Genomic DNA, 519 nt, shown 5'->3' with positions numbered 1-519 from the left:
CGGAAATCAACTTGAGAGAAGGCGATATCGCAAACATGGGGTTTGCGGAAGCAGCCGATGTGCCAGTGATCATTGTTGCGGATATTGATCGTGGCGGTGTGTTTGCGCATTTATACGGAACATTGGCGTTACTTTCTGAATCTGAACAGGCGAGAGTAAAAGGGTTTGTCATTAATCGCTTTCGTGGCGATATTCGTTTGCTGCAATCAGGCCTGGATTGGCTAGAAGAAAAAACGGGTAAGCCTGTTTTAGGCGTGTTGCCATATCTGCACGGCTTGAACCTAGAAGCCGAAGACGCCATTACTGCACAGCAGGAGTTGAACTCTGAAGTTAAGTTAAATGTGGTTGTTCCGGTGTTAACGCGCATTAGCAATCATACTGACTTTGATGTTTTACGCTTAAATCCCGACATTAATCTTCGCTATGTTGGGAAAGGTGAGAAGATAGATAAAGCCGATCTCATCATTTTACCGGGAACGAAATCAGTACGAGACGATTTGGCATATCTAAAAAACCAAG

Annotated in this window: 1 protein-coding gene; it reads left to right on the top strand. The window is 44.5% G+C overall.

Features of this window, described 5'->3' with window-relative positions:
• On the top strand, window positions 1–519 hold a 519-nt coding region (locus R8O10_RS27460; RefSeq protein WP_318192265.1), incomplete at both ends, for an AAA family ATPase.

The sequence above is a fragment of the Vibrio sp. 1727 genome (assembly GCF_033344415.1).
Taxonomy (GTDB): domain Bacteria; phylum Pseudomonadota; class Gammaproteobacteria; order Enterobacterales; family Vibrionaceae; genus Vibrio; species Vibrio alginolyticus.
This window is presented reverse-complemented; position numbering and strand designations above follow the sequence as displayed.